Origin of the sequence: Novosphingobium sp. TCA1 (assembly GCF_009811895.1) — a bacterium.
In the GTDB taxonomy this organism is placed as follows: Bacteria; Pseudomonadota; Alphaproteobacteria; order Sphingomonadales; family Sphingomonadaceae; genus Novosphingobium; species Novosphingobium panipatense_A.
The window spans coordinates 63,046-81,737 of sequence record NZ_BLJH01000014.1 but is presented as its reverse complement, the minus strand read 5'-3'; the positions used below and the strand labels follow the sequence as shown (position 1 = coordinate 81,737).

At 66.8% G+C, this 18,692-nt stretch carries 21 protein-coding genes; 7 read left to right on the top strand and 14 right to left on the bottom strand.

All coding sequences use genetic code 11. From position 1 onward, the window contains the following. Positions 1-115: 115 nt before the first annotated feature. From NTCA1_RS16235 to NTCA1_RS16220, 4 genes are all read right to left on the bottom strand, one after another. Positions 116-1,474 (bottom strand): PQQ-like beta-propeller repeat protein, encoded by a 1,359-nt coding sequence (locus NTCA1_RS16235; RefSeq protein WP_086493065.1) that lies wholly within the window; start codon positions 1,472-1,474, stop codon positions 116-118. Between the two features lie 2 nt (positions 1,475-1,476). After that, entirely contained in the window at positions 1,477-2,286 is an 810-nt protein-coding gene (locus tag NTCA1_RS16230) for a tetratricopeptide repeat protein (RefSeq protein WP_086493017.1), read from the bottom strand. A 126-nt stretch (positions 2,287-2,412) separates the two neighbouring features. Beyond that, on the bottom strand, positions 2,413-3,546 hold the full coding sequence (locus tag NTCA1_RS16225; RefSeq protein ID WP_133084828.1) for a glycosyltransferase family 4 protein: 1,134 nt from the start codon (positions 3,544-3,546) through the stop codon (positions 2,413-2,415). A gap of 25 nt (positions 3,547-3,571) precedes the next feature. Continuing rightward, positions 3,572-4,456 carry an alpha/beta fold hydrolase gene (locus tag NTCA1_RS16220; RefSeq protein WP_133084829.1) on the bottom strand — a complete coding sequence of 295 codons (885 nt, stop codon included), beginning with the start codon at positions 4,454-4,456 and terminating at the stop codon, positions 3,572-3,574. 67 nt (positions 4,457-4,523) lie between these two features. Here NTCA1_RS16220 and NTCA1_RS16215 point away from each other — a divergent pair, with 67 nt between their 5' ends. Together NTCA1_RS16215 and NTCA1_RS16210 are read left to right on the top strand one after the other, a co-directional pair. After that, the gene (locus NTCA1_RS16215; protein ID WP_133084830.1) at positions 4,524-5,936 is read left to right on the top strand and encodes a protein adenylyltransferase SelO family protein; all 1,413 of its coding nucleotides are present in this window, start codon (positions 4,524-4,526) and stop codon (positions 5,934-5,936) included. Positions 5,937-6,103: 167 nt separating this feature from the next. After that, positions 6,104-7,507 (top strand): succinylglutamate-semialdehyde dehydrogenase, encoded by a 1,404-nt coding sequence (locus NTCA1_RS16210; protein WP_255490513.1) that lies wholly within the window; start codon positions 6,104-6,106, stop codon positions 7,505-7,507. 113 nt (positions 7,508-7,620) lie between these two features. Here the strand turns inward: NTCA1_RS16210 and NTCA1_RS16205 are convergent, their stop codons facing one another. Continuing rightward, positions 7,621-8,343 carry a hypothetical protein gene (locus NTCA1_RS16205; protein ID WP_236549380.1) on the bottom strand — a complete coding sequence of 241 codons (723 nt, stop codon included), beginning with the start codon at positions 8,341-8,343 and terminating at the stop codon, positions 7,621-7,623. 446 nt (positions 8,344-8,789) lie between these two features. Continuing rightward, complete coding sequence (locus tag NTCA1_RS16200; protein ID WP_133084832.1) at positions 8,790-9,080, bottom strand: glycine zipper 2TM domain-containing protein; 291 nt, start codon at positions 9,078-9,080, stop codon at positions 8,790-8,792. Between the two features lie 206 nt (positions 9,081-9,286). Here NTCA1_RS16200 and rarD point away from each other — a divergent pair, with 206 nt between their 5' ends. Further along, positions 9,287-10,213 (top strand): EamA family transporter RarD, encoded by a 927-nt coding sequence (gene rarD, locus NTCA1_RS16195; protein ID WP_133084833.1) that lies wholly within the window; start codon positions 9,287-9,289, stop codon positions 10,211-10,213. A 166-nt stretch (positions 10,214-10,379) separates the two neighbouring features. On the opposite strand, the gene NTCA1_RS16190 is transcribed toward rarD, so the two are convergent. Then, positions 10,380-11,066: an HPP family protein gene (locus NTCA1_RS16190; RefSeq protein ID WP_133084885.1), complete on the bottom strand. Its 687-nt coding sequence runs from the start codon at positions 11,064-11,066 to the stop codon at positions 10,380-10,382. A 188-nt stretch (positions 11,067-11,254) separates the two neighbouring features. On the opposite strand from NTCA1_RS16190, the gene NTCA1_RS16185 reads away from it, so the two are divergent. After that, positions 11,255-11,596 (top strand): hypothetical protein, encoded by a 342-nt coding sequence (locus tag NTCA1_RS16185; protein WP_236549379.1) that lies wholly within the window; start codon positions 11,255-11,257, stop codon positions 11,594-11,596. A 107-nt stretch (positions 11,597-11,703) separates the two neighbouring features. On the opposite strand, the gene NTCA1_RS16180 is transcribed toward NTCA1_RS16185, so the two are convergent. Both NTCA1_RS16180 and NTCA1_RS16175 read right to left on the bottom strand, forming a co-directional pair. Beyond that, positions 11,704-12,282, bottom strand: coding sequence for a nitroreductase family protein (locus tag NTCA1_RS16180; RefSeq protein ID WP_086493009.1), 579 nt, complete (start codon positions 12,280-12,282; stop codon positions 11,704-11,706). A 48-nt stretch (positions 12,283-12,330) separates the two neighbouring features. Next, positions 12,331-13,029 (bottom strand): pirin family protein, encoded by a 699-nt coding sequence (locus NTCA1_RS16175; RefSeq protein WP_133084834.1) that lies wholly within the window; start codon positions 13,027-13,029, stop codon positions 12,331-12,333. A 140-nt stretch (positions 13,030-13,169) separates the two neighbouring features. On the opposite strand from NTCA1_RS16175, the gene NTCA1_RS16170 reads away from it, so the two are divergent. After that, positions 13,170-14,078 (top strand): LysR family transcriptional regulator, encoded by a 909-nt coding sequence (locus NTCA1_RS16170; RefSeq protein WP_133084835.1) that lies wholly within the window; start codon positions 13,170-13,172, stop codon positions 14,076-14,078. A gap of 48 nt (positions 14,079-14,126) precedes the next feature. Beyond that, complete coding sequence (locus tag NTCA1_RS16165) at positions 14,127-14,873, top strand: folate-binding protein YgfZ (protein ID WP_133084836.1); 747 nt, start codon at positions 14,127-14,129, stop codon at positions 14,871-14,873. Positions 14,874-14,980: 107 nt separating this feature from the next. Here the strand turns inward: NTCA1_RS16165 and NTCA1_RS16160 are convergent, their stop codons facing one another. From NTCA1_RS16160 to rplU, 4 genes are all read right to left on the bottom strand, one after another. Next, positions 14,981-15,553, bottom strand: coding sequence for a GNAT family N-acetyltransferase (locus NTCA1_RS16160; protein ID WP_133084837.1), 573 nt, complete (start codon positions 15,551-15,553; stop codon positions 14,981-14,983). 169 nt (positions 15,554-15,722) lie between these two features. After that, positions 15,723-16,310: a GNAT family N-acetyltransferase gene (locus tag NTCA1_RS16155; RefSeq protein ID WP_133084838.1), complete on the bottom strand. Its 588-nt coding sequence runs from the start codon at positions 16,308-16,310 to the stop codon at positions 15,723-15,725. Positions 16,311-16,574: 264 nt separating this feature from the next. Continuing rightward, positions 16,575-16,844, bottom strand: coding sequence for a 50S ribosomal protein L27 (rpmA, locus tag NTCA1_RS16150; RefSeq protein ID WP_086493003.1), 270 nt, complete (start codon positions 16,842-16,844; stop codon positions 16,575-16,577). Positions 16,845-16,868: 24 nt separating this feature from the next. Further along, the gene (rplU, locus tag NTCA1_RS16145; protein ID WP_021233963.1) at positions 16,869-17,165 is read right to left on the bottom strand and encodes a 50S ribosomal protein L21; all 297 of its coding nucleotides are present in this window, start codon (positions 17,163-17,165) and stop codon (positions 16,869-16,871) included. Positions 17,166-17,426: 261 nt separating this feature from the next. Between rplU and NTCA1_RS16140 the strand changes: the two genes are divergently transcribed. Further along, the gene (locus NTCA1_RS16140) at positions 17,427-17,963 is read left to right on the top strand and encodes a hypothetical protein (RefSeq protein ID WP_133084839.1); all 537 of its coding nucleotides are present in this window, start codon (positions 17,427-17,429) and stop codon (positions 17,961-17,963) included. A gap of 297 nt (positions 17,964-18,260) precedes the next feature. Here NTCA1_RS16140 and NTCA1_RS16135 read toward each other — a convergent pair whose 3' ends face one another. After that, entirely contained in the window at positions 18,261-18,692 is a 432-nt protein-coding gene (locus NTCA1_RS16135; RefSeq protein WP_133084840.1) for a hypothetical protein, read from the bottom strand.

Sequence of the window (18,692 nt, the reverse complement as noted above, 5' to 3'; positions counted from 1 at the left end):
TATCCCGTCGTCCCGGACCCGATCCGGGACCGCTGCCCATACTTTAGGCGCCTGCTAGCGAGCAAGGCGCGGAGCTGCCAGCGGTCCCGGATCGGGTCCGGGACGACGGGGAACATCAGCGATAGGCCGTGATGCGGCCCGAATCGTCGAGAATGTAGAGCGTCTGGTTGGCCACGACCGGCGCCAGCGACACCGGATCGCCGAGTTCGACGAAAGGCGTGAGCTTGCCGGTCGCCGGATCTACGGTGCCGACTTCGCCGCGCGAATTGCCGACCCACAGCTTGCCCCCGGCGAGCACCGGGCCGACCCAGAAGATCGGATTCTTGCGCTTCTTCTCGTTCTCGTAGCGTGCGAGCTGGGTCAGCCAGCGGACTTTGCCGCTGCTGCGGGCGATCGCCAGGATTTCCGCGTGGTCGTCCAGGGTGAAGACCCAGTCGCCCACGACCATCGGCGTGGAGATGCCCGCGAGGTTGAGTTCCCAGATGCGCTGGCCGGTGACCAGTTCGTAGGCGGCCATGCGCCCGCCCTGGCCGAGCGCATAGACGCGGCCCTGGTCGATGATCGGATCGGCATCGACGTCGGTGAGGCTGCCCACTTCGGTCGAGATCGAGGTGCGGGCCAGCGCGTCGGACCAGACCTGGCGGCCGTTCTCGTAGCGGTAGGCCACGAGTTCGCCCGAGGAATAGCCCGCGATCACGGTGCCCTGCCCGGCTGCCGGAGCGGCCACGCCGAAGACGCCCGCCTGCGACAGCGAGGCCGATTCGTTCCACAGCACATTGCCGTCCGCCGCGTTCAGCGCGAAGATCTGGTTGTCCTGCGTCATGACGTAGACGGCGTTGAAGCCGATCGTGGGAGAGCCGCGCAGCGGGCCGCCCGGCTTCTTGGTCCAGAGCTGGCTGCCGTCGGACGCCTTGATCGCCGCCACTTCGCCGAGGCCGGTGGTGACGTAGAGGTTGCCGCCGTCATAGCTGACGCCGCCGCCGAACACGGAATTGGAATTGTTGCCCGAAACCGAGAAGCTCTTGGTCCAGAGCTGGCCGCCGGTCTTGGCGTCGAAGGCATGGACCATGCCTTCGGTATCCATCACGAAGAGCTTGTCCTCGGCCACGACGGGCGCGGCGGCAAGGCGCGCGCGATTGGTGGAACCGGCGATCTGGGCGGTCCAGACGCGGGTCGGGTTTTCGGCCAGGGCAAGGTGCCCGTAGGACTTGGCGGCATTTCCGCCCGCCTGCGCCCACTCGGCGTTGGACTGCTGCGGCGGCAGGATCACCGAGACGGCTTCCTGCGTGGGATCGACCTTGGCGCCGCTTTCGATGCGCGAAAGGATCGGCACGCGCTCGCCCACGGTCGGGGTCTTGGGTCCCTTGCTGTTCGACTTGCAGCCCGAAAGGCCTGCAACAAGCGCCAGGGCGATCAGGGAGACGGTGCCGGCGCGCCGACCCGTGCGGGCCAGATTACGTTTGGATTCAACCATGTTCATTCTCCGGCGGCAGGCGCGACTTGCGCGCCGGCCTTGGCCTCTACGCCCTTGGCTTTGCCCAGCGGTTCGCCGCGTTCGTCCACCACGTCCTCGATGGCATCCACGCCCAGCACGGCGGCGAGCTGGCGGGCGCGGCTGCGCAGGCCGGAATCGACCTGTTCGTCCTTGGCGATGGCGGCGAAGAGCGGACCGGCCTGGTCCTGCTTGTTCATCTTGATATAGGCCATGCCGACCAGTTCCCCGGCCACGCCGAACCAGGGATTGCCGGGCGCGGCATATGGCTTGAGGCGGGCGACCACGTCTTCCGGCTTCATGCCGTCGAAATTGGCGGCCACGGCGCGCACGGCGGCAAGATCGCGCAGGGGCTGCGGCGCCTTGGCGTCATTCGCGACTTCGTCGTAGAGCTTGACCGCGTCGGGCAGGCGCTTCTGCTCGGCGGCGATGCCCGCCAGCATGAGCTTGGCCGAGGCGGAGCTGCCGCCCGTGCCCTTGGCCAGCGGTTCCAGCTTGCCCTTGGCGGCATCGAGATTGCCGGACTTCATGCTGTCGATAGCCTGCACGTAAGCCTCGGCATCGGCATTGCGCTGTTCGTTCTGGCGGTGATTCCAGTAGAGCCAGCCGCCGAAGGCCGCCAGCGCCAGAACCACGGCCGCGATCACGGGCTTGCCGTAGCGGGTGAAGAAGCCTTCCATCTGGTCCTGCCGCAGGGCGTCGTCCACTTCGCGCAGGAAAACATCCTGCTGCGCGGCGAGTCGCTCGGCAGACTTGGGGTTGGTCGGGGTGCTGTTGGAAGGAGGCAGAGCCAAGTTTCGGGCGCTTTCTGCGGAAAATACAGGATGGTTGCCGGGCTGTTTAGCGAATGGCCACGGCTTTTCAACGGTGATGATCGCTGCACCGCTTGCGGTGAAGCCTTGCTGAATGATGTCGGCGTGTCAAATGAGCCGCTCCCGGCCCAGCGCTTCACCGTACGTACGGCTATAGGCATCCAGCATCGCGCCTTCGTCGTAATGGCGGCGGGCATGGGCGCGGTTGGCCATGCCGATCCGGGTGCGCAGGTCCTCGTCGCCCGCCAGCCGCAGCAAAGTGGCGGCCAGCGCCGCCTCGTCGCCCGGCGGGGTGATGAAGGGGCGGTTTTCCGCCGATACCATCCCTGCCACGTCCCCCACGGCGGGCGATGCCACCGGCAGCGCCGCCGCCATCGCCTCCACCACCGAGATCGGGAACTGCTCGCTGTCGGAAGACAGCGCGAAGAGATCGAACAGGCCCACCGCATGGGAAGGCTCGGCCACGAAACCGGGCAAGTGGACCCGCTCCGCCGCGCCCTGCCGTGCCGCTTCCGCGGCGATAGCCTCGCGTTCCGGCCCTTCGCCCAGGATCACCAGCCGCCACGGCTCCGGCATGCCCGCGAAGGCCCGCACCAGACGGGGCAGGTTCTTGACCGCGCGGAGGCCCGCTAGGGTGCCGACCCAGCGCTCCCTCGGCTGCTTGACCAGACCCGGCAGCATGTCGGGCCGAGGCCGGTCGAGATAGGCGGTGCAATCGATGCCGTTGGTGATGAGCCGCACCCGTTCGCGCGGCTGGCGCCAGGCCGTGCGCGCGATCTCCTCCAGCCGCCGCGAGGGCACGACAAGCGCCGAAGCCCGCCGCAGCGCCAGGCGCCGAAAGCGGTTGCGGGCGGGCTTGAGGCCGGTCGCCTCGTCCTCGTTGAAGCCGTCCTCGTGATGGACCAGCGGCGGCAGGCCCAGCAGTCCGCCGAACAGGCCATGGGCCATGACCGCGTCCATCGCCCCCCAGTTATAGGTGAGCACGAGGTCGAAATCCGCCATCGCCTGGGCGATCCGCCAGAGGCGGGCGGGGGTGGGATGCCCCTGAAGGCCGGGAAAGTCCTCTGGAAACACCACGGGCACGCGCGGATCGAGCCGCGCGGCGGCGCCGTGCGCGCCGGGCTGGGCCGAGACGACCGCATGGGCCACGCGCGGGCCGAACAGGTTCATCAGCCGCACCGCGCGCAGTTCCTTGCCGCCCGCCGCGAAGCTGGAATGAAGATGGAGAACGCGCAAGGTCATGCGGTTTCGCGCCGATCCCGTCCCGTCAGGCGGCTTGCGCCAGCAGCCGCTCGATGGCGGCGACGGCCTCCGGCTCGTCCAGCGTGGGGGCATGGCCGACGTTTTCCAGCGTCACCGCTTCCGCGCCGGGCAGGCGGCGCAGCATCTTTTCCAGCGTCGCGGCGGAAAGCAGGTCGGAAAGCGCGCCGCGCAGCACCAGCACCGGCCGCCCCGCCAGCGCTTCCCAGGCGGGCCAGAGATCGGGTTGGTCGTCCACGTCGTAGCCCAGGAAAGGCTCGGCGATCTTCATGTCGTAATCGAAGACCACGCGCCCGCCGCTGGACACGGTCATCAGCCGCTTGGCCCGGCCGATCCAGAAGTCCAGCGGCTGGCCGGGGTGGGCCTCGCTCTGGTTGTCCTCCAGCGCGCGCGCGGCATGGACCCAGGTAGGATAGCTGCGCCCCTGCCCCACATATTCCTTGATCCGCGCGACCCCCGCCGGTTCGAGGAACGGCCCCACGTCGTTGATCACGGCGGCGACGATGCGGTCCGGTATCATCGTGGCGAGGCCCATGGTCATCAGCCCGCCCAGCGACGTGCCGATGGCAACGAACCGGTCGATCCCCTCCTGCGCCAGCAGTTCCAGCAGGTCCTCGCCGTACTGGACCGGATTGTAGCTGGCGGAATCGCGCGCATATTCGCTGTCTCCCCGCCCGCGCATGTCCGGGCAGATCACCCGCCGGTGGGGCGAGAGACGCTCGGCCAGAACCTCGAAATCGCGGGCATTGCGGGTGAGGCCGTGAAGGCAGACGATCGGCGGAAGCCCGTCTCCATCGCGGCGCTCATCACTGGCCCCATCACCGGGATAATCCCGGAAGTGCAGCTTCAGTCCATCCCGGCTCGACCAGAACCGATCCTCGAATAGCGTCATGCCGAAGCCGCGACCTCATCTTGTGGCCCGGCTTGATCGACGGGCATCGGATCGCCACTATTGCCCGATGCGAAGCGAACCGCAAGCAAGTGCCTACCGCCCTGCCCTCCGTATCGAGGCAATTGCCGACTGGATTGCCAGTCCGGTGTCCCCTGCCGATTTTCCAAGCCATATCCTGCGCTTCCGCAACGACCGCTGGGCCGCCGCGGTCGGGCTGGAGGGGCTGGACGACGAAAGCTGGATCGCCCGTTTCGGACGTTTCGAGGCGCTGCCGGACAACCTGCCCCGGCCGCTCGCGCTGCGCTATCACGGGCACCAGTTCCGCAACTACAACCCCAATATCGGTGACGGCCGGGGCTTCCTCCATGCCCAGATGCTGGACGGCGAGGACCGCGTGCTCGATCTCGGCACCAAGGGTTCCGGCCAGACGCCCTATAGCCGCGACGGTGACGGCAGGCTGACGCTGAAAGGCGCGGTGCGCGAGATTCTCGCCACGGAAATGCTGGAAGCGCTGGGCGTCTACACCAGCAAGACGTTCTCGGTGATCGAGACCGGCGAGGAACTCTGGCGCGGCGACGAGCCTTCGCCCACGCGCTCGGCCGTGATGGTGCGGCTCAGCCACGGGCATATTCGCATCGGCACTTTCCAGCGCCTGCTCGCCCTGGAAGAACAGGATCACATGGCAGCGCTGGTGGCCTATTGCCTCGAGACTTTCCCCGGCAACCTGCCGCCTGAGGACATGCCCGGGCGCGACGAGCCTGCCGTGATCCTGCTCCATCAGGTGGTGGAGCGCATGGCCGACCTTGCCGCGAGCTGGATGGTCGCGGGCTTCGTCCACGGCGTGCTCAATACCGACAACATGAACGTCTCGGGCGAGAGTTTCGACTATGGCCCCTGGCGTTGGCTGCCGCGCTGGGATCCGCGCTTCACCGCCGCCTATTTCGACCATTCCGGCCTCTATGCCTTCGGCCGCCAGCCGGAAGCCCTGCTGTGGAACTGCGGCCAGCTGGCCATCGCCCTCAGCATGCTGACACAGACCGAGCCGCTGGTGGCCGCGCTCGACCGTTTCGCGCCGCTCTACCAGCAGGCGATGAGCCGCCGCTTCGCATGGCGCCTCGGCGTGACATCGCAGGGGCTGGAGCAGGACTCCGCGCTGATCCAGGCCGCCGAGCAGGCCATGCTGGCCAGCGGCGAGGCGCCCGAGCAGTTCTTCTTCCGCCATCGCGGCGGCCGGAATGGCACCCAGGACCGATTCGGGGAGCTTCTCGCCGCTTACGCGCCTGCCGCCGACATCTCCGACCCTTTCTGGCAGCAGGCGCTCCCGCCGAGCACCCTGATCGACGAAGTGGAGCGCATCTGGAGCGAGATCGACCGCTACGACGACTGGTCCGCGCTTCACGCCCGCGTCGCGGACATTCGCGAACTGGGCCGCCAGCTAGGGCCTGCCCCCACGCCCGCCGGGCATCTCGCGAGGGACTGATCCGAAAGGATTACATCCCCCGTTAGCATCCCGGTAGGAATAGATATGCAACAGCAGCCCCGACAGCGAGTCATCCAGCAAGCGGACCGACAATCTTCATGGGCGCGACAGCGAGCGCATATAATTCCCCAAGTCAGGGACAGGCTCGTCAGGAACGGGCGGGCAACGTGACCGAGATCGTCTCTTTCGAACCGGCCACCGGCGCGCAGCTCTGGCGCGGCAAGCCCTGCGACGTCGACGAAGTGGTGAGCCGCGCGCGGCGTGCCTGGCCGACCTGGGCCGCGCAGCCGCTCGCCACCCGCATCGAACTGCTGCGCCGCTTCGCCAACGAAGTGCGCAAGGACGCCGAGCGACTGGCCGAGACGATCGCCCGCGAAGTGGGCAAGCCCTTGTGGGAAGCGCGCGCCGAAGTGGAAAGCGTGGTCGCCAAGGTCGAAGTCTCGATCCGCGCCTATGCCGAGCGCACCAGCCAGCGGAGGCTCGATTCGGCGCTTCAGGGCACCATGGCCCTGCGCCACAAGCCGCACGGCGTGCTGGTCGTGCTCGGCCCGTTCAACTTTCCCGCGCACTTGCCCTGCGCCCATATCGTTCCCGCCCTGCTCGCGGGCAACGCGGTGATCTTCAAGCCGAGCGAGAAGGCGCCCGCCACCGGCGAGATGCTGTCCCGCTGCTTCCACCGCGCGGGCATTTCCGCCGCCGTCATGCAGTTCGCCGCGGGTGGCCCGCTGGAAGGGCAGGACTTCGTGGCCCATGACGGCATCGACGGGGTGCTGTTCACCGGATCGGCCAATACCGGCATCTCGATCAACCGCCGCCTCGCGGCGCGGCCCGACAAGCTGGTGGCGCTGGAGATGGGCGGCAACAATCCGATCGTGCTCTGGGACACTCCCAAGCTGAGCGACGCCGCCGCCCTGATCGTGCAATCCGCTTTCGCTTCCGCCGGACAGCGCTGCACCGCCGCGCGGCGGCTGATCGTGAAGAGCAGCCTCTACGACGAGGCGATCGCGCAAGTGAAGGCCCTGGCCGACCGCCTGATCGTGGGCGCGCCTTTCGACGATCCGGCGCCGTTCATGGGCCCGGTGATCGACACCATGGCGGCCGACGGCCTGACCGAGAGCTTCCTCTACCTCCTCAGCAACGGCGGCCGCGCGATCAAGCACCTCGTGCGCGGTGACGAGACGCTGCCTTTCCTCAGCCCCGCGATCATCGACACCACGGCGATGCAGGACCGCCCCGACGTCGAGCTGTTCGGCCCGATCCTCCAGGTGATCCGCGTGGACGACTTCGACGAGGCCATAGCCGAGGCCAACAACACCCGCTTCGGCCTCGCCGCCTCGCTGGTGGGCGGAAGCCCGCAGGACTACAACCGTTTCTGGGCCAATGTCCGGGCCGGCATCGTCAACTGGAACCGCGCCACCGCCGGCCCCAGCCACGCCGCGCCGATGGGCGGGATCGGACTGTCGGGCAACCATCACCCCAGCGGCTACTATGCGGCGGACTACTGCGCCTATCCGGTGGCCTCGGGCGAAATGGAACAGCCCCGCGCCATGATCGGCGTGGGCCTGCGGTAGCAGCCGTCGTCCCGGACCTGATCCGGGACCGCTGGCCGAGCCGCGCCTTGCGCGCGGGGGAGCGCCTAAAGGACTGCCTGCGGTCCCGGATCAAGTCCGGGACGACGTTTTCCTCACTTTCCGCTGGTCACGAGGTCCACTTCGGTCACGCCGCTGCCCAGCGTGCGGGCATAGGCGACAAAGGCCTGTCCGCCCTTGCGGCCGCCAATGACATGATCGCCGCCGTCCACCCGGTACTCCGCCGTATAGCCGCCGCGCTGCGCCATCGAATAGTAGAAGCGCACGACATCCTCGGGCGAGACCGCCGTGCCGTAGTTGACGACGCGCAGCGCGCAGCCCTCGCCGTCGGTTCCGGCAGCTTCATGCAGCGCCGCGCGTGGATAGACCGGGATGGCGGCGGGCAGCCTGGTCGCCCAGGCGTTGGAAAACTGGACTTTGCCCGAACAATCGACCTTGGCGGCGCGGGCGCCCTCGGTGACTTGCGCGGCCAGCGCCGCATTCCGGGCGAGCGCCGCAGCGTCGCCCTGCCCCGGCGCGGGCGCGGGCAGGAGCTTGCCGCCTGCGGCATCGGCAGCCGACTGGCGGGCCGCCGCGACGGCTTGCGGCGTCCGCGCCGCCGAGGGCAGCGAAACCGGCGTATCGTCCGCCGCATCTCCGCTCTTTTCAGGATCCACCACGATCCGGTCGCCCAGCGCGCCGGTCAGCGCCGGATCACTGCCTTCCGCCTGAGGCTTCTTCTCCGCGCTGCACGCCGCCAGTGCGAGCGAGCAGGCCAGCGCCAGGAACACGGCAGTGCCGGTTGCGCTCATCTCGCCTGCCGTTTTAGGAACCGTCATCGCTGCATCCTTCCCTCGGGGCCGAACTGTCACGGCGGCAACCCGGCTCTACTCGATGTGCCGAGACTTCGCCTTAAATGGCGGAAATTCAAGGCCTCCCCGGCACAAATCCGGCTTGCGTCCCATTACGGGAAGGGCATCGACCGATGGATTACCATCCCCCGCCCCATCTCCCAACGCATCGAGGGCGTCCGCAGCCGAAGCCACGAACGCCCTCTCCCACCCGTCCTCAACGTATCGAGTTCGGGAGGTCTCCCCCGCAAGTCGCCGTCCTTGCGGGGAAGCCTTTAACGTCCTTTTGAAAATCCGCCGTGGGCGGATTTTGGGGGCACCGGCCCACGCCCCCACCCTACCACCCAACGGTAGTATCCTGCGGGTGGTAGGGTGGGGGCGTGGGCCGGTGCCGCCCTTGAAAATGCCTATTCAGGCATTTTCAAGCAGTCCAATCAGCGGCAGCGCGAGCCGCCGCGATCGACTTCGCGGCCGAGCAGAGCACCGGCGGCGGCGCCGAGGACGGTGCCGGTAGCGCGGTCACCGCGATAGTAATGGTCCCGGTTGCCGTAGCCACGGCGGCGGTCTTCACGCGAATAGCGTTCGCGCCAGTGGCCATAGTCCTGCTCGCCGGGAGCCTGGAATTCGTGAGTCGGCGCGAAGCTGACTGCGGCCGAAGCCGGAAGAGCGGTCGCCAGGCTGGCCGTTGCGGCAGCGAGGGCGGTTGCCTTGAAGAATGCGTTCATCTCGAATCTCCTCGTCATTGCCGGGAGGGTGCCCTTTGAGGCGCGATCCTCGGTACGCATTCAGCTTTAAGGCAGTGAAGCTGAACGATCGGCAACGCGGCTGTCAGAATTCGCGTTATCGACGAGATGAGGAACGTGTTGCGACGAACTGCTTGCGGATCAGGCATTTCCCGACATATCGGGCGAGACCTTTCCAGGGAATCACGATGCAGCCCGCTTCCACGCCCCCCCGTTTCACCAATCGTATCGCCCATGGTTTCGGCAATCAGGGGGGCCTGTTGCAGGCATTCGGCGCCTATTTCATCTGGTGCCTGTTCCCGCTCTATTTCGCGGCGCTGCACGCGGTATCGCCGTTCGAGGTGGTGGCCTGGCGGCTGCTGTTCACCCTGCCCTTCTGTCTCGTGATGATCGCCGTCCTGCGCCAGGGGCCGCAGCTGCGCGCGGCGCTCGGCAATCCGCGCCTGCTGGGCGCGCTGGCGCTGAGCGGGCTGCTGATCGGCACGAACTGGCTGGTCTATGTGGTGGCGGTGATGGAAGGCCACGTTCTGGCCGCCAGCCTCGGCTACTATATCAATCCGCTGGTCAACGTGCTGGCCGGAACGATCTTCCTGCGCGAGCGGCTGTCGCGCCTGCAGTGGACCGCCGTGGCGCTGGCCGCCGTCGGCGTCGCCATGCTGGCCTGGGGCGCGATGGACACATTGTGGATCAGCATGGGTCTGGCGCTGAGTTTCGCAGGCTACGGCCTGGTGCGAAAGCTGACCCCGGTCGAATCGCTGCCCGGCCTGACGGTGGAAACGCTGGTCCTGCTGATCCCCGCACTGGGCCTGCTCGGCTGGCAGGCGGTCAGTCCCGCAGGGATGGCGATGGGACAGTCTCTGGCGACAAGCCTGCTGCTGGCCTGCGCGGGCATCGTCACCGGCATTCCCCTGCTGCTGTTCGCAGGCGCCGCGCGCAAGCTGGACTTCTCAGTGCTGGGCTTCATCCAGTTCGTGACACCGACCGGGGTGTTCCTGCTCGGCCTCTTCGTTTTCGGAGAGCCGCTGAAACAGGTTCAGGTCTTCTGCTTCCTGTTCATCTGGACCGCCATCGCGGTGTTCTGCTGGGATCTGCTGTCCCGCCGCCGCGTTGTTTGAAAATTCGCTGAAGGCGAATTTTAGCGGCACCGGCCCCAAGACTCTTAGGCGCCCCCACCCGACCTCCCACGAGTGTATCCTGATGGGAGGTCGGGTGGGGGCGTGGGCCGGTGCCGCTAGCCTTCGACGGATGTCGAAGGCGCACTCGACAAGAGCTCAGGTTCCTTCACCCCTTCTTCCCCTTTTTCAAAAGCGCCTGAACGAACGCGTCGAGATCGTCGACATCGACGTCAAGCACTTCGTCCCACTCCGCCAGCAGCCCTTCGATATCGGCGCGCGTATAGGGTTCGGGGGCCTTGTGCTGCACTTTGGGCGCGCGGTGGGGCCAGGCGTGGCCTGTCAGGTTGTTGTAGAGCCAGCCCGCCTGGAACAGGAATATCAGGTTCAACGCCAGCGGCAGCAGATAGCCGATGCCCCAGTGCTGCTCACCCGTGGCGCCCAGCGCATAAAGCAGCGCGCAGGCGCCGCCCGGCGGATGGAGGCTGCGGGTAAGCGACATGACCGCGATCGCCAACCCCACCCCGGTCGATGCGGCCAGCCAGGGATTGCCCAGCAGGTGCCCCATCGACAGGCCGACCACGGCGGAAATCATGTTCCCGCCGATCACCGGCCAGGGCTGCGCCAGCGGGCTGGCCGGAACGCAGAAGACCAGAACCGCCGAAGCGCCCAGCGGCGCCAAGAGAAACGGAAGCGCCGAAAGGCCGCCCATCAGCCCGCTCAGTTCCGGGCCCTTCATTTCGAGCAGCATGGTCACGCCGCCCGCCAGCGCAATGCCCAGAAGGCCGCCGAAAGCCCCGCGCAGCCAGGCCGGATAGGCCTTCAGGCCAGACCCCGCACTGTTCAACCATCCCATCGCCACCGAGCCCGACCTCCTTGCAATATCATCCGCGAGCGGGCCGCCTATGGACCTGCCCCGCCGCGATGGCGAGGCCAGTCGTGCTTGGGCGCGCGATAGCAGGATTGTAACGGGGTTCTTCACACATCCTGCCGCAATTGAGCCATCTTCGGGTGATTGCCTCGGCGCTCCTCCCGGAGCCGACAATGCCAGCACTCGACGCTTCCCCTGCTGCCCTCTCCGCCTCCGAGCAGAGCCTCGACGCCTTCGATCTCAGACAGATGCGCAGTTCGTCCGGCGCGAACTACAGCGTGATTTCTCCGCGCTGCCCCGAAGGCCGCCCCGGCGAGATCGTCGTCTGCGCGCCGGATCCAGAGAAGGAGCGCCTGCGCCCGCTGCCGGAAGGCTACGATGTGCCGCAAGGCCCGCCGCGCCTGGAAATGAAGCTGGACGAGACGACCGCCGCCGACGTTCATCTGCAAGCCGAAGTCTTTCCCAACGGCACCACCAGCAACCGCGTGATGGTCGGCGTGAAGAAGAAGTTCTGAGGTGGGTTTCCCAAACCAAAAGCCCGGTCCGCCCAGGGAGAGGCGGACCGGGCCGACAGACGCTCCGGTGACAGGAGGGGGAGGGCCCGGAGCGCCCTAAGGACGGGTCAGGCGAACTTACCTGCCTTGGCGATCTCCGCCACCGGCTTGCGGTTGGAGGCGACTTCGCGTTCCTGAAGGAATTCGGGAAGCTGGCTCTTGTCGCCCATGCGGCCGATGGCGAAGGCGGCTTCCAGGCGGTGGTCGGCCGGAATGCCGAGCGCCTTTTCGGCCTCGCCGAACTTCAGCCCGGTCATGCCGTGGGTATGATAGCCCAGCGCCTGCGCCTGAAGCGCGGCCAGGGCCCATGCCGCACCGGCATCGAAGCTGTGGCTGTGATTGTCCGAATTGCCCTTGTCCGAACGCATCTGGCTATCGGACACGACATAGACGATCGCCGAGGCATCCTTGGCCCAGCCCTGGTTGAACTCGATCAACTGCGAAAGCAGCAGGTCCCAGTTGGCGTCGCCCTTCTTCGCATAGAGGAAGGTCCAGGGCTGCACGTTGTAGGCCGAAGGCGCCCAACCGGCCGCCTCGAAGATCACGTCGAGGTCTTCCTGCGGAATCTCGCTACCGTCGAAGGCGCGCGGCGACCAGCGATCGACGATCAGCTTTTCGACTTTGGGATGGGCAATACGTCCGGTCATGTCGATTTCCTCGTTGATGAGATATCTGGATGAGATGTCGTGGGAGAATCAGGCCGCGTCGACGAGGACCAGTTCGGCGTCCTCGATGGCGGTGACGGTGATGGTTTCGATCCCGGTGATCGCCACGCCGTCGCGCGGCTGCGCTTCGACGTCGCCCACCCGGATGCGGCCCCTGGCCGAGACCAGATAGGCATGGCGGCCACGTTCGGTCTGGTAGGTGACGGTGTCGCCGGCCTTGACCGTGGCGCCCAGAACGCGCGCATCGGCACGGATAGGCAGGGCGTCCTCGTCACCGGCGATACCGCTGGCGAGAGTCACGAAACGGCCCGCGCGGTCGTCCTTCGGGAAAGGCCGCGCACCCCATCCGGGGGCTTCGCCGCGGTGGTCGGGCAGGATCCAGATCTGGAACAGGGTCGTCGCCTCGTCCTCGAGATTGAACTCGGAATGGACGATGCCCGTGCCCGCGCTCATGACCTGAACGTCGCCCGCGCCGGTACGGCCCTTGTTGCCTAGGCTGTCCTGATGGGTGATCGCCCCGGTGCGGACGTAGGTGATGATCTCCATGTCCCGGTGCGGGTGCGGCGGAAAGCCGGAACGCGGGCCGATGGTATCGTCGTTCCACACCCTGAGGCGGCCCCAGTTGGTGCGCGCGGGATCGTGGTAGTCGGCGAAGGAGAAGTGGTGGTGGGCGTCGAGCCACCCGTGATCGGCGGCGCCGAGGCTGGCGAAGGGACGAACTTCGATCATATGGCCCTCCTGTGCGAATTGGCCCTGGTGGATGGTCTGCCGCGACCTGCGGCTTGCTTGTCTTTCATCTAGGCCTTGCGAGGCCTCCCGATAATTGGGATAAAATGGATCGAAATGTTCAACTAAGCTGAAGGCCTGCCATGGTCGATATTGCCCCGCCCAGCCTCGATCACGTCCGCACCTTCCTGACCGTGGTGGAAGAAGGCAGCTTCGGCGGCGCGGCCCGCAGGCTGGGACGGGCGGTTTCGGTGGTGAGCTATGCCATCGCCCAGCTCGAAACCCAGCTTGACGTCCGCCTTTTCGAGCGCGAGGGCTCGCGCAAGCCGAAGCTCACCGATCAGGGTCGCGCGCTCCTGAGCGAGGCCCATGCCATTGCCGACGATGTCGATGCCCTGCTCGCCAAAGTCCGCAGCCTGCGGCAGGGACTGGAACCCGAACTCTCGTTGGCCGTGGACGTCATGGTGCCGGGCAACGTCCTGGCCAGATTGCTGCGCGATTTCCAGGTCATGTTCCCCAGCGTGCCGCTGCGCCTCCATGTCGAGGCGCTGGGCGCGGTGGCCGCGCTGGTGCTGGACCGGCGCGCGACTCTCGCCATCGCCGGTCCCGATATCGTCGACCTGCCGGAGATCCAGCGCGAAACGGTCGGCTCGGTGGAGATGACCCATGTCGCCGCGCCGGGCCACCCCCTCGCCGTTCCCGGACCTATCCCGCCCGGAGAAGCGCGCAAGCACCTGCAACTCGTGCTCACCGACCGTTCGCCGCTGACCGAGGGGCGCGATTTCGCGGTGTTCAGTCCGCGATCCTGGCGGCTGGCCGATCTCGGCGCCAAGCATGCCCTGCTGAAGGAAGGGATCGGCTGGGGATCGATGCCGCACCATCGCATCGCCGCCGATCTGGCCAGCGGCGAACTGCTGGAGCTGGAGCTGCCCGAGCGGCCCTCGAAGGACTATGCCCTCGTCGCCCTCTGGCGCAAGGACAGCCCTCCCGGCCCCGCCGCCGTCTGGGTGCTCGACGAGATTCGCGAGCGCCTGGCGAAGAGCGCCGTCTGAAATTCCGCGGCACTTGCGCAAGGCGCCGCACTGCCCCACTTATCGGCCATGACCGCCAGCCGACTGTTCGACCGCGCCGTGATCCGGCTCTCCCCCCGCCCCGATTCGAATGAAGACATAGGCGCCTTCCTGCAGGGGCTGGTCACGGCCGACGTGCAGAAAGTGCTGCCCACCTGGGCCGCGCTGCTCTCGCCCCAGGGCAAGGCGCTGTTCGACTTCATCGTCTGGCCCGGCGGAAAGGGGCTGCTGATCGACTGCGAGGCCGAAGTCGCCGATGCGCTGGTCAAGCGCCTGTCGATGTACCGCCTGCGCCGCGCCATCGACATTGCCCGCGACGATTCGCTCGCCGTCCACTGGCGCCCCCATACCGGAGACGGCGCCGCGCCCGATCCGCGCCATCACGGCCTCGGCGAACGCTGGCTCGCGCCGGTCGATCCCACCGATCCATCCGAAGCCGAAGGCGCCGACGCCGCCTGGCGCGCGCATCGCCTGGCCATGGGCGTGCCCGAGGGCCGCGCCGAACTGGGCGATGGCGAAACGCTCTGGCTGGAATGCAACGCGGTGGAACTGAACGGGGTCAGCTTCACCAAGGGCTGCTATGTCGGGCAGGAAAACACCGCGCGGATGAACTGGCGACAGAAGGTCAACCGCCGCCTCATCGTGGTGCCGCTCGCCCGCTCGGACGAGAAGCGCCGCCGGGCCGCCTATCCCGAACTCGGCCTCGCGGTGGATCACTTGCGGGTCGAGGACATCGACCCCAAGCTCGCGCCCAAGTGGCTGGAGCTTTCCGCGTGAGAAAAATGCCCGAAGGGCATTTTTAAGCGGCACCGGCCCTCTCCCCCACCCGACCTCCCATCAGGATACACTCGTGGGAGGTCGGGTGGGGGAGAGGGCCGGTGCCGCTAGCCATTCGCGGATGCGAATGGCGCACTCGACAAAGATCCCACCGCATGCAGGAACGGCCGATCCGTGAGATTGGCGACGTAGATTCGCGCCCGCACCGGCACGCCGCGTCCTTCGCTGAACCTTTCCCGCTCATTGCCGCTATCCGAGAATCCCGTCTCCTCCAGCACATCACGCGTCGCGGGATTGTCCGCGAACTGGCTCGCCACGACACGGCGGTGGCCCAGCGACCGCGCCTGCGCGAGCACGGCGCGCACCGCCTCGCGGGCGAAGCCCCGGCCGCGATGGGCCGGTGCGATCCAGTAGCCGAGTTCTACCTCGTCCTCGATCCGGCCGAGACCGATCCCGCCCACCAGCTTGGGGCCGCCGGGCGCGCGCAGATACATGAAGAAGTGCGGCAGACGCGGATCGCGCGGCCTGCTCAGGTAATCGCGCATGGCCCGCGTCGAACGCGGCAGTTCGCCGACGCCCAAGTTTCGCTGAACCGCCTCGTCGGAAATGGCTTCCACCAATTCCTCGACGTCTTCCGGCCAGCCGGGTCTCAGGAACAATCTCTCCGTGCGGACGAACATGTGACGGTTCTCCGTTTTTATTATTTCCGCGCCCCATACTATGCACAAAGAGAGTTGCTTTGCACGGGTTTTGCTGTGCCGTCCTGCAGCCGTCAGGAAGCCTTCTCCGGCGCAGCACGGATGCGCCGGAGAGAGCGGTATTTTCAGCTATTTATGAGAACGCTCTGCTTCACGCCGCAAGCGGTTGTCCGCCGCCGAGGTCGGGATTCGGGCAGTCGCCGCCAAGCGCATCACCGGATCGGCAGGGCGAATCGGGTTCCGCGGCATATTCGCGCGAGAGGCAGCTGGCGTTCCGGCCCATGCTGAACCGTTCGACGACACGCCCGGTCGGGCTGAAACCCGCCTTTTCCAGAACGCGCCCCGACGCCGGGTTGTCGATGAAGTGGCTGCCGACGATGCGCCTGTGACCGATCGCCCGCGCCAGCGAGAGAACCGCCTGCGCCGCCTCGCTCGCGAATCCCTGACCCCAGTGATCGCGGGCGATCCAGTAACCGAGGTTCACCTCGCCATCGAGCAGCGACAGGCCGATGCAGCCGACGATGCGGGTGCCGTGGGCGCCCGGCTGGGTGATCAGGAAACGCGGCAGCCGCATGTCCTGCGGCGCGCCCAGGAATGCGCGGGCATCGCCGGCAGTATAGGGCCAGGGCGCACGGGTCAGGTTCCGCACGACGCCTTCATCGGCGATCAGGGCCAGGAACTCGTCCTGGTCCTCGGGCCAGCCGGGCCGCAGAAACAGCCGTTCGCTGCGAACGAACATAGAGTATCTCCACTCATCCGCCCCGCGCTTCCTCTAGGTTTTGCGCGTGACATTGCGATTACGCACAACGTCCGAAGAGCCTGAAATATCCGCGCAAATTCGTAAGAAATTGTACGGATCAGTCACCTCGCCAGACAATTGCGCCGTGCGAGAGGGAGACACGAAAAGAGGGAGACGGGCTGGCCCCTCTCCCTCGTTCAGCCGATCCTCAGAAGGATCGGCGGGACCATCCCGTCGGGATGGCCCTTTTACCGACCATCCGAATTATTCGGCGGCTTCCGCCATGACGTCTACCGAGACGTACTTGCGGCCAAGTTTGCCGTCGTGGAAACGCACGCGACCTTCGGCGGTGGCGAACAGGGTGTGATCCTTGCCCATGCCGACGTTCACGCCCGGATACACGCGGGTGCCGCGCTGACGGATGATAATGTTGCCGCCGATCACTTCCTGACCGCCGAACTTCTTAACGCCAAGGCGGCGGCCCGCAGAGTCGCGACCGTTACGCGACGAACCGCCTGCTTTCTTATGTGCCATTGCTCAGTCCTTCCGATCTTTGGCTCAGGCGACCGACACGATGCGCAGCAGGGTCATCTGCTGGCGGTGGCCGTTCTTGCGACGATAGTTGTGGCGGCGGCGCTTCTTGAACACCACGACCTTTTCGCTCTTGGCCTGCGCGATGATCTCGGCCGAAACCGTGATCTTCGAGGCGTCGGCGACTTCGCCTTCGTTGCCGGCGAGCAGAACGTCGCCCAGCGTGATGGTCTCACCGGCTTCACCAGCCAGCTTTTCAACCGCGATCTTGTCTCCGGCGGCAACCCGGTACTGCTTGCCGCCCGTGCGCACAACTGCGAACATGGTGCCCTTACCTAATCTCAATGAGCCCTAAACAGGCCGAAACAACTCTGCCCCGGCCGCTCTGGTCCAGGAAGGAACCGTGGAGCCTTGCGGGCGACGCGCCGGCAGTCTCGTTTTCACGAGGTGCCGGAAAGAAGGGTGCCGTTAGTCCAGCGACCGATTCGTGTCAACCAAGGAGTCACGCGGTTCCGCCGTAAAAGCCTAATAGCCTGCACCGCGATTGACGCTCGCGATTGCATGGCGACGTGCTATGGCACGGGCATGATCCGCGCAAAAGCCCGTTTCCTCTCGCTGCTCCTGCCCGCCGCATTGCCGATCGGCCTGGCCGCCTGCTCCACCGCAGCAACATATCCGTCGCTGGCCTATCGCGAGGTGGAGCGCAGCGCGATGCCCGCCGCCGCCGAGCCGCAGCCCGCCCCGGTGCCCCTGCCGCCGCCCACGGCGGACCTCTCGACGCGAATCGACGGCCTCCTGGCAGTCGCGCGCGATGCGGACAGGCAGTTCGCCGGAAAGCGCCCCGCCGCCGAGCGCGCCGTCTCGGCCGCTGCCGGCGCCTCGCGCACGAGCGATTCCTGGGTTTCCGCCCAGGTCGCCGTCTCCGCGCTCCAGGCCAGCCGCGATACCGCCGTGGCTGCGCTGGCCGATCTCGATTCGCTCTATGCCGATGCCCGCCAGGCCGAGCCGGTGGAAGAATCGCCCAGCGCCCAGGCCATCGATACGGCGCGGAGCCAGGTGCAAGGGCTGGTGAACAGTCAGAACGAGACCATCGCCGCGCTGGATTCGCGGTTGAGGAGTTAAAAATGCCCGACGGGCATTTTTAAGGCGGCGCCAGCCCACGCCCCCACCCACCACCCAACGGTAGTATCCTGCGGGTGGTGGGTGGGGGCGTGGGCTGGTGCCGCAAGCTCGTCACGGATGTGACGAGCGCACCCAACAAAAACTCGGGCCGGTGCCGCCAAAATCCGCCTCAAGGCGGATTCTCAAACAAATAAAACCCCTCCCTTCTCGCGAAGGGAGGGGTTCTCCAAGCAGACCGACCCGACCTGAAAGCCCCCCGGCCCAGGTCAACGATCGGGAGGTACAATCACCGAGTGATCACCTCAGGGCGACGATGACGGCGACGGCCAGTCCCCATCCCAGGATCAGCACGGGCAGCATGAGGACCTGAATGGTCGCCTCGCCTGCCGTCAGCCTTCCGCTCAAAGTCTCGATGCCGCGCGCACGGAACTGCCCCCAGTCCGGCGCCACGGTATCGTTTTCGGGCTTCATCCGCGTCCAGAACCCGACGAGTCCGAACGCGAAGACCACGAAACCTGCGAAGATCACCATCGGGATCGCCAGTTCCGGGTTGAGGAACGAGACGGCCATGACGCCGATTAAACCGAGGTAAAGCGCCACTGTCACCGCGTAGATCGGCGTCGGCAGGCCGAAGCCACGATCCACCGTGGTCGGAACCCTGTCATTCACCGGCTTTTCGTGGCCGACGGCGAGTTCGCGAAGTTGCTGCTTATCGAGGCGCTGCGTCAT